Origin of the sequence: uncultured Jatrophihabitans sp. (assembly GCF_964244045.1) — a bacterium.
Lineage (GTDB): Bacteria > Actinomycetota > Actinomycetes > Mycobacteriales > Jatrophihabitantaceae > Jatrophihabitans.
This window is the reverse complement of the sequence record NZ_CAXTHK010000052.1, coordinates 8,020-15,216: the sequence shown is the minus strand read 5'-3', so window position 1 is coordinate 15,216 and position 7,197 is coordinate 8,020. Positions and strand designations below refer to the sequence as shown.

Sequence of the window (7,197 nt, the reverse complement as noted above, 5' to 3'; positions counted from 1 at the left end):
TTCTGAACCTTGCTTCGCATGCGAGCGATCACTCCTGTACTCGGGGCGGGAACATCGCAGGCCCGCCGGCAGACAGGGTTCATCATCCAGCACCGGCGGGCACTGCCAGTGCGCAGAAACGTACGAGGTGTCTGAGCCGGCCGCCTTACAGTGCCTCGACCACCCGTATCGCAACACGCGGCTCGCTCAGAATCGCCGTTCCAAAGGTCTTACAGTTCGCGTTGCCGCGTCGTCCCCTCCGCCATCACGGACAACAGGCCAGCAATCTCCGCGTCTCGACCTTTCGCGGCGTGCTGGTAGCGCATAGCCGCGGCGGAGGTCGAGTGTCCGAGTCGAACCCATCACTCGGGCAGCGACGCGCCCGCCATCGTCGCGTAGACCGCGCCGGTATGGCGCAGGTCATGGAAGCGCAGGTCAGGTCGTCCGGCGGCAGCCCGAGCGCGTGAGAACGGGACAAACATGCGCGGGCCCGGCATTTGCTTGGCCGGGTCGGTTGCAGCCGGAAACAAAAGCGCGTCGCGGCTGGTCATAGGCATTGCGGACAGGTGCTCGCGCACCGCGGGCAGCACGTGCGGCGGGATCACAACGTCCCGCTTGCCGGCTTCGCTCTTGGGCTCGCCGATGACGGCGGCACCGTCCACCCGGACGACGCCGCAACGTATACGGACCACGCCCTTGCGAAGGTCGAGATCGGAGCGGCGCAGCTCGGCAAGCTCGCCGTAGCGCATCGCACACCACGCCGCGAGCTGCACCATGAGGCGCAGACGGACAGGTATCTCCTGGACGATGGTTGCCAGTTCCTCCAGCGTGGCGGGCTCGGTCTCGCTCGCTCGCTTGGCCTGTCCCCCGCCACGGATGCGGCACGGGTTTGCCGCCAGCAGCTCGTCGGCCACGGCGGTCGTGCAGACCGTGCGTAGCAGCACGTAGGCGTGCGCTCGTTGCCGTGGTTTGCTCGCGTCCAGGCGTGAGTACCAGTCGCGGACGAGCGCGGGCGTGATCTGGTCGACATGCAAGTCACCGAGCGGCGGCAGGATGCGGCGGTCGAGTAGGTCGCAGTACAGCGCCACCGTGCGCGGCTTGAGCGTTCGCTGACGCAGCCAGGTGTTGGCGTAGTCAGTGAGCGTGACCCGGGCGGCTCGGGTAGCTGCGGGTGAGTGCCAGTCCGGGGAGCTGGTCAGTCGGTCCTTAGCCGCTAGCCAACCCTCGGCATCCTGCTTCGTGGTGAACGTGCTCGGTGCGACATGCCGCAGCCCGTCCGGGCCTACATAGGACGCCTGGAATCGCTTACTCGGCAGCCTCCGGATGCGACCGAAATGCCCGGTGCCCAGATTTACCAGCCACGGTGACCTCTCCCCGACCGACCGAATGCCGTGCCATCCACGTGCCATCCAGCAGTCAACTTTCGCCGATTCTGTCACGTCCTGCCGGGAAGCGAGAAAGCCACGAGGCCCAGCAAATATGGGCTAGGGCTGATGAGCGGGCGACGAGAATCGAACTCGCGTAATCAGTTTGGAAGACGTATCTCCTTTAGCATCACAGGGCCCGGAATCGTTGGACTCTAAGAGCGTGGAGCACCACTCGAAGCGACGTCGTGCGATCCATGTGCGATCCCGCTGACGACGGTCCTGCCCATTCCTGTCCGCTCGTGTCCCGTCCAGTCAACAATCCGAGCCGACGCCGCGGGCCCATCGAAGCCCACGATATTCGCACAGGCGCGTCGGCGACATACCGTCGCCCACCCGGCGTCGCTATCGTCGCCGACACGTGCAGCAGCCCCCACCGACCGCTGCGCGATCAGAAAGTCTGGCACGGCGGCACCCCACGTCCCCCAGCAAAGGCAACCGCCTAGGAACGGCTGCTGTCACCGATCCGTGCAGCAGCCCCTGCGTGCTACTCACGCGCCGCGTGCGCGAACCCGACCGATAATTGACTCGACCCGCCGTATGACTGCTGCTGCCCCAACCAACGGCTCCCCAGTCGGCTGGCCCTCACGGTGATCATCGCGGCCCTGAGTGAGAAGTTCGCTCGCAGCCGCCCAGTCACCGGCCGAGGCCGCGGCCAGCGCCAACGTCACGCTGCAGTTCCCGGCGCCCGGGAAATCCCCGGCGTTGCGGTACACCAGCCGCAGCGACGTCAACGCCTCAACCGTGTCTCCGCTGGCGGCGCGTCCGCGCAGCACAGCGGACAACGCGTGCAGCGTCAGCTCACGTTGCCGGTTGATCGCTCGCCGGTTCCCGTTTTCCGCTAACTCGATCGCTCGGCGGCTCGCTCGCCCGAGCCCGGCCGCGAACATCCCCAGAACGGGCCAAGCCTGCCTCGGACCGTGCACTGCGCACAGCTCCAATAGCCGCAAACCGGAATGGCCTATCTGCCCGTACGCGTCTGCTGCCGTCTCCGCGCGACGCCGACCGAAACGAGTACGCACAAGGACGACGGTCGGAGCGGCTGCCATGACGCACAACCGGCGCACCCGCCCGCCCGGCGACGCGCTCAGCAGTGTCTTCCGGGCCAGGTCGGCAGTCCGCAGCAGGCAGAAGTCGCGTGTACCCGGGTCGGGCGGTCGTTCCTTGAGTAGACCGGTGTAGATGCGTTGGGCTTCAAGCAGGTCGGCGGGTGAGGCGCGGGCGTAGAGCACCTCTGCGAGTCGGATGCGGGCCCCGCCGTCGTCCTGCAGGGCGGGGACGGACTGCAAAAGCGCAGCAGCGAGGTCCAAGTCGCCCGCGTCGGCAACCATCCAAGCCCACGCCTGCGCGAACTTCGCTGCCGGACATCGCTGAGCAACGTCGGCGGACCAAGCCTCGAACGCAGACTCGTAGGCGCGCGGAGCCTCATGCCGGTCCGGCGGCACCCACGCGGGAAGCTCATCCAAACCGAGCAGCGACGCGAACGCAGCGACCGCCGTGCCCTCGTCCCAGTTCACGAGGGCAGTGATCTGGTGTGCTGCCGCGTCCCCTGGTACCGGCGACCCTGGCGGGAGCGTGGGGCATCGCCATTCGCTCCAGGAACTCTCGGCTGCCACGAGCAGAGGCGCATACACGTCCGGGTCGGCGCCGCCGTAGCCAGTGATGACGAGACGTTCAGCGTCAGCCAGACCCTGTACCGCACGCAGGCGTGTCGGCCACAAAGCTCCGATTTCCTCGATGTCGACCACAACGACGTCGAGCAGCCGTCGTTGGTCGCGACTCAAACCACCATGCACCTTGAGCAGCGCGGGAGGCTGACCCGACACCGCCCACGCATCGAACTCGTCCTTGGCCGTGACCACCGTCAACGGTGTTGGCGCGGACGGGACCAGCTGCTGCCACTGGTCAAGGTCGGGCCTCACGCTACGGAACCGGTCCGGAAGGCCGACCCGACCCGTGAGCAGGTCGTGCGCCAGCTCAATCCCGACGTCGAAGTTCACGGTCACGTGGGTGCCGCCCTGCAGCAGATGCAGAGCAGCCAGTAGGTGGCCAGTGTTCGGTAGCTCAACCCGCAGTGCGAACAGGCAACCTAATGCGTCGTCACCCAGCACACCCCACAGGCGACCGAGCACCATCTCCAACTTGTGCCCGGAGCCGGTCATAGCACGCAGATGGCCTTCGTCGACCAGTTCAGGCGCCGCCACCCGGGTCTGCGCGAACATGACCCGGAGGATGTCGTCGCGCAGCCAATTGCCCATAGGCAAAGATGCGGGAGCGTCGCCGCTCAACCCCGCGCCGGTGAACGCCGCCGTAGCATCACCTTCCAACCCGTCTACCCCCCCGCGATTGTGTCCAACGGACGCGCTGACGCAGCCCGACCCTTACACATGATGGCTGGTTGGTGTCCGCTCCTTCCGACGCGTCGTGATCCAGCGGCAGGATCCACGCCCGGTCTGGCCACAGCAGCCGGCTGCAAGTTTGTCGACGACCCCTACCGGCGTCTCGCCGCGCTGGAACGCGACGCCCCGGGACGCTGCGATACCGCTGGGAACGTCACCCGGTCCTCATCGGTCTGGGCTCGGGCCCCATCATCGTGGGCCTCGCATTCCTCGTGACCTACTTGGTCAAATGACGCTGGATGAGACCCAGAGTCTCCCGCCGAGCCGGCGCTCTCCTAGCCGCGTTGAGCGCTGCCGCGCTCTCACGCCGCGTAGCGTGCTTAGCTCGGAGAGCAAGTTTGCATTACCTGCGAGGGGCCAGCCTGTCGACGACAAACGAAGGGGCGGCAACGACCATCAGGTCGGCGAGAGGAGCGCAGGGGTCAAATTCGGGAAACGCCAGCGCGCAGTGTCCATCACCCCAGCAAGCTCGGCCCGGGACAGCGACCGTGCCGACATCATCTCGCCCAGTTGACGACCGAGAACCGGAGTCGAAGGCAGCGTGCGCATACGAGCGGACAGGTACGCCGCCGCCATGAGCACGATAGGCTCGCGTGAGCGTCCGCTCCGCTCGATCGCATCCAGCACCAATGCCGCCCGCCCAAGGGCCTTGGACCCGGCGTTCACATAGCCGCCTTTCGACCAGATGCTGATCGCCTGCTCGTAGGACGCGAACGCTTGGACCGCAGATCGCCGCTCGGCCCGCCGGCCCTGCTCGAACAACAAATGGGCCTGCATCCCGTCGTCGAAGCCCTCAACCGACTCGCAGAACGAGGCCCAGACGCGCTCCGCCGCTCCCCACCCCAGCGCGGCCAGCGCCCGGTACTCCCACAGCTTCAGATGAGGGTTTCCCGCATCGCCCGCCAGACGGGTGCTGTCCTGCAGTTTGCGCAGCCCCTGCACCGCCAAATCGACGCGGCCGGTTGCAAGCAGCGCGCGACCCGCACGGTGCATCGCTCCAACCTGGGCGAGGTTGCCGAACGCAGCCGCCTCGGAAATGACGACGACCCCCGCGGCTGCCGCCTGCTGGTGGCGGCCCTGAAGGTCAGGGATCCACATCCGGGAGAACTGCATCGCGGTGATGCGCTGCTCGACCCGATCCTCGACCGATTCCGGCACGAGAAGGTCAGGTGCCTCGCATTGCTCTGCGGTCGCCGCGATGACCTGCTCAAAATCGTGCGCGGCCGAGACGAGGTCACCGAGATTCAGACGCGTCTCCCCTCGCAACAACATATGCTCACTAGTGGCGTACGGCGAGGCCGCCACGGCAGCCTCGGCGTGCCGGTTCGCACCCAGGAAGTTGCCTTGACCGAGTTGCGTCCTCGCCAGCGCCGCCCGCAAACGAGGTAGGTCGATGTCGAAGCGCGTTAGTCCAGCCGCGAGCGTTGTCACCTGATCGAGCACCGAAGGTTCCATCGCCATGCTCAGCCCACGCCGAGCTCGGGCGTTGTGACGCTCGAGGCTCCCCGTCAGGGCAGTCGCGAGCTCCAGCGGGCTCGTCATCGGCACAGAATTCGCGCCCTCGGCAAGCGCATCGAGCTCGATCGCCAAAGGCTCCCGTACGACCGGCTCGCGCACCTGCACCCTCGTGCCATGGGCGTCGTCGACAAGCTTCTTCCACGCGCTCGGATAGAACCGTTCTGGGTCGACGTGTACCCCGTGGATTGCCGCGTACGCGCGGCAGGCAAGCACGAACTGCCTGACGCGGTCGGCCTTCGGTGGGTTGTCCAGTGCGTCGTTGAGCAGGTTGGCGACGGTGCCGTGGCTAAACGCGTTCCCGGACGCGTCCACGAGTGCGCGAAAGGATCGGACCTGGCACGAGTCGTACAGGTCGTTGAGCGCGGCGGTCAGCTCGATTCTGGCGGGTGAGGGCTCAGATCTCATCGCGCGGCCTCCGCTCAGGTGACACCAGCGACGATAGCGGCGGCAACGGCCAAGGTGAGAACGCAGATGCAGAACCGTGCGGTGCGCGGCCAGTCATCCATCGCCGCTCGGATGGTCTTGAATACTTCATGCCACATGAGATGTCCCCTCGGTTTCGTCACCTACGAAACCGTTCCGGGGGACGCCCACGCTCGCGGTTGGACAAGGTTGGACAGGGACAGGCTTTTCGGACTGCCCGGTCGTGTCGCGGGCAGCCCGGCAGGTCTTTCGAGGCCGGAGGGAGGGAGGCCGCCGGCAGAGGTCGACACGGCTGTTGCGCCTGGCCACTGGAGAACCGGTCGCGTGCCCGGGACCGTTGTCTGGCTCGTCGCCACGGCCGCCCTGAAGCGTTCACCGGTCGTAGCCTGCGCACAGGACGCGACTATGCAGAAGAACGTCGTGTTCGATGTCAGGGGACCGCTGACTGACAACGAGATTGCGGGCTTGACGACCTCGCGGAGAGCTACCGGGTCGGCATCTGTCTGTGGCAGAACACGCCGTCACCGGCGCGGGCCGCTTCGAGGTAGGCGGTGAGCGGCAAGATGCGGCACGTCGTCGCGTTCCTTGGGCGCGTGAGGAATTACTAGGCCCTCGAGTCTTGACTCGAGGGACCCGACGTGAAGGTGCCCGTGAGCGTCGCACTGGCGAACGCGGTCCAAGGCCACGTGGACGGCGCCGCGAAGCTGCACCGCTACTAGACCACCGGCCCGGCGTCGCGTAGTGGATCCACTTGCCGCACCCGTGGCAGGCGCTGCACGATCACCTGGCCGAGTGGTGGCTGTACCGAATCTCGAGCACGGGAAGCCCTACCGCAGCTTCGTCAGCTGGGACACTGGGCAGGCGCAGCCGTCTAGCAACTTGCACACCAACTTCCTGCGGGACTCGAAGGTTGCCCGGCCGGTGTTCGCGGTCCGCATCAGAGGAATTCCGCCCGGATCGCCCTCACTCGCGTTCGCGGCCGCGATTGTCGTGACGTTCACCGTGTGGGTGTGCGGCGCACTCTTCCCCGGGCTGCCAGCCAAGGCTGCCAGCGCTGCGGGCGACATCTCACCTCAGGCGACCGATGTGGTCGCGTTCATCCTCGGCGTACCGGCCGTACTCGGCGCGTGGCTGTCGCTGATCGGTTCGGGCCGGCGTGGGTTGTACAGCAGCATGACGTCCAGGGTGTCGACGCTGTGCACCTCGGTCCTCGCCGTCATCGCCGCCGGGCTGTATTTGTCGCACAGTCGCCGACCGGATTTCGCGAAGGCGTGGCCTGGTCATCGAGCAGTGCTGCTCATTCCCGAGATCGGCTGGAGCGTGCTGTTCGTGCTGGCGTTGGCGAACCTTGTCTTTGTCGGAATGGCGCTGGTCATCCGGTTCGGGCGCTTCCGGCGCCCACGCATCGCGAAGAACTGAACCCGCGGCGGCACGTCCGGACTTGCGGCAGTCGC

At 66.7% G+C, this 7,197-nt stretch carries 3 protein-coding genes and 1 pseudogene; 1 reads left to right on the top strand and 3 read right to left on the bottom strand.

Features of this window, described 5'->3' with window-relative positions:
- Positions 1-209: 209 nt before the first annotated feature.
- The 3 genes and pseudogenes from ACFFC4_RS21020 to ACFFC4_RS21010 form a co-directional block, all read right to left on the bottom strand.
- Positions 210-1,337 (bottom strand): annotated as a pseudogene (locus ACFFC4_RS21020) (tyrosine-type recombinase/integrase).
- A gap of 557 nt (positions 1,338-1,894) precedes the next feature.
- Positions 1,895-3,625 (bottom strand): hypothetical protein, encoded by a 1,731-nt coding sequence (locus tag ACFFC4_RS21015; protein WP_375504523.1) that lies wholly within the window; start codon positions 3,623-3,625, stop codon positions 1,895-1,897.
- 573 nt (positions 3,626-4,198) lie between these two features.
- Positions 4,199-5,725: a hypothetical protein gene (locus ACFFC4_RS21010; protein WP_375504521.1), complete on the bottom strand. Its 1,527-nt coding sequence runs from the start codon at positions 5,723-5,725 to the stop codon at positions 4,199-4,201.
- 813 nt (positions 5,726-6,538) lie between these two features.
- Here ACFFC4_RS21010 and ACFFC4_RS21005 point away from each other — a divergent pair.
- Positions 6,539-7,162: a hypothetical protein gene (locus ACFFC4_RS21005; protein ID WP_375504519.1), complete on the top strand. Its 624-nt coding sequence runs from the start codon at positions 6,539-6,541 to the stop codon at positions 7,160-7,162.
- Positions 7,163-7,197: the final 35 nt, after the last annotated feature.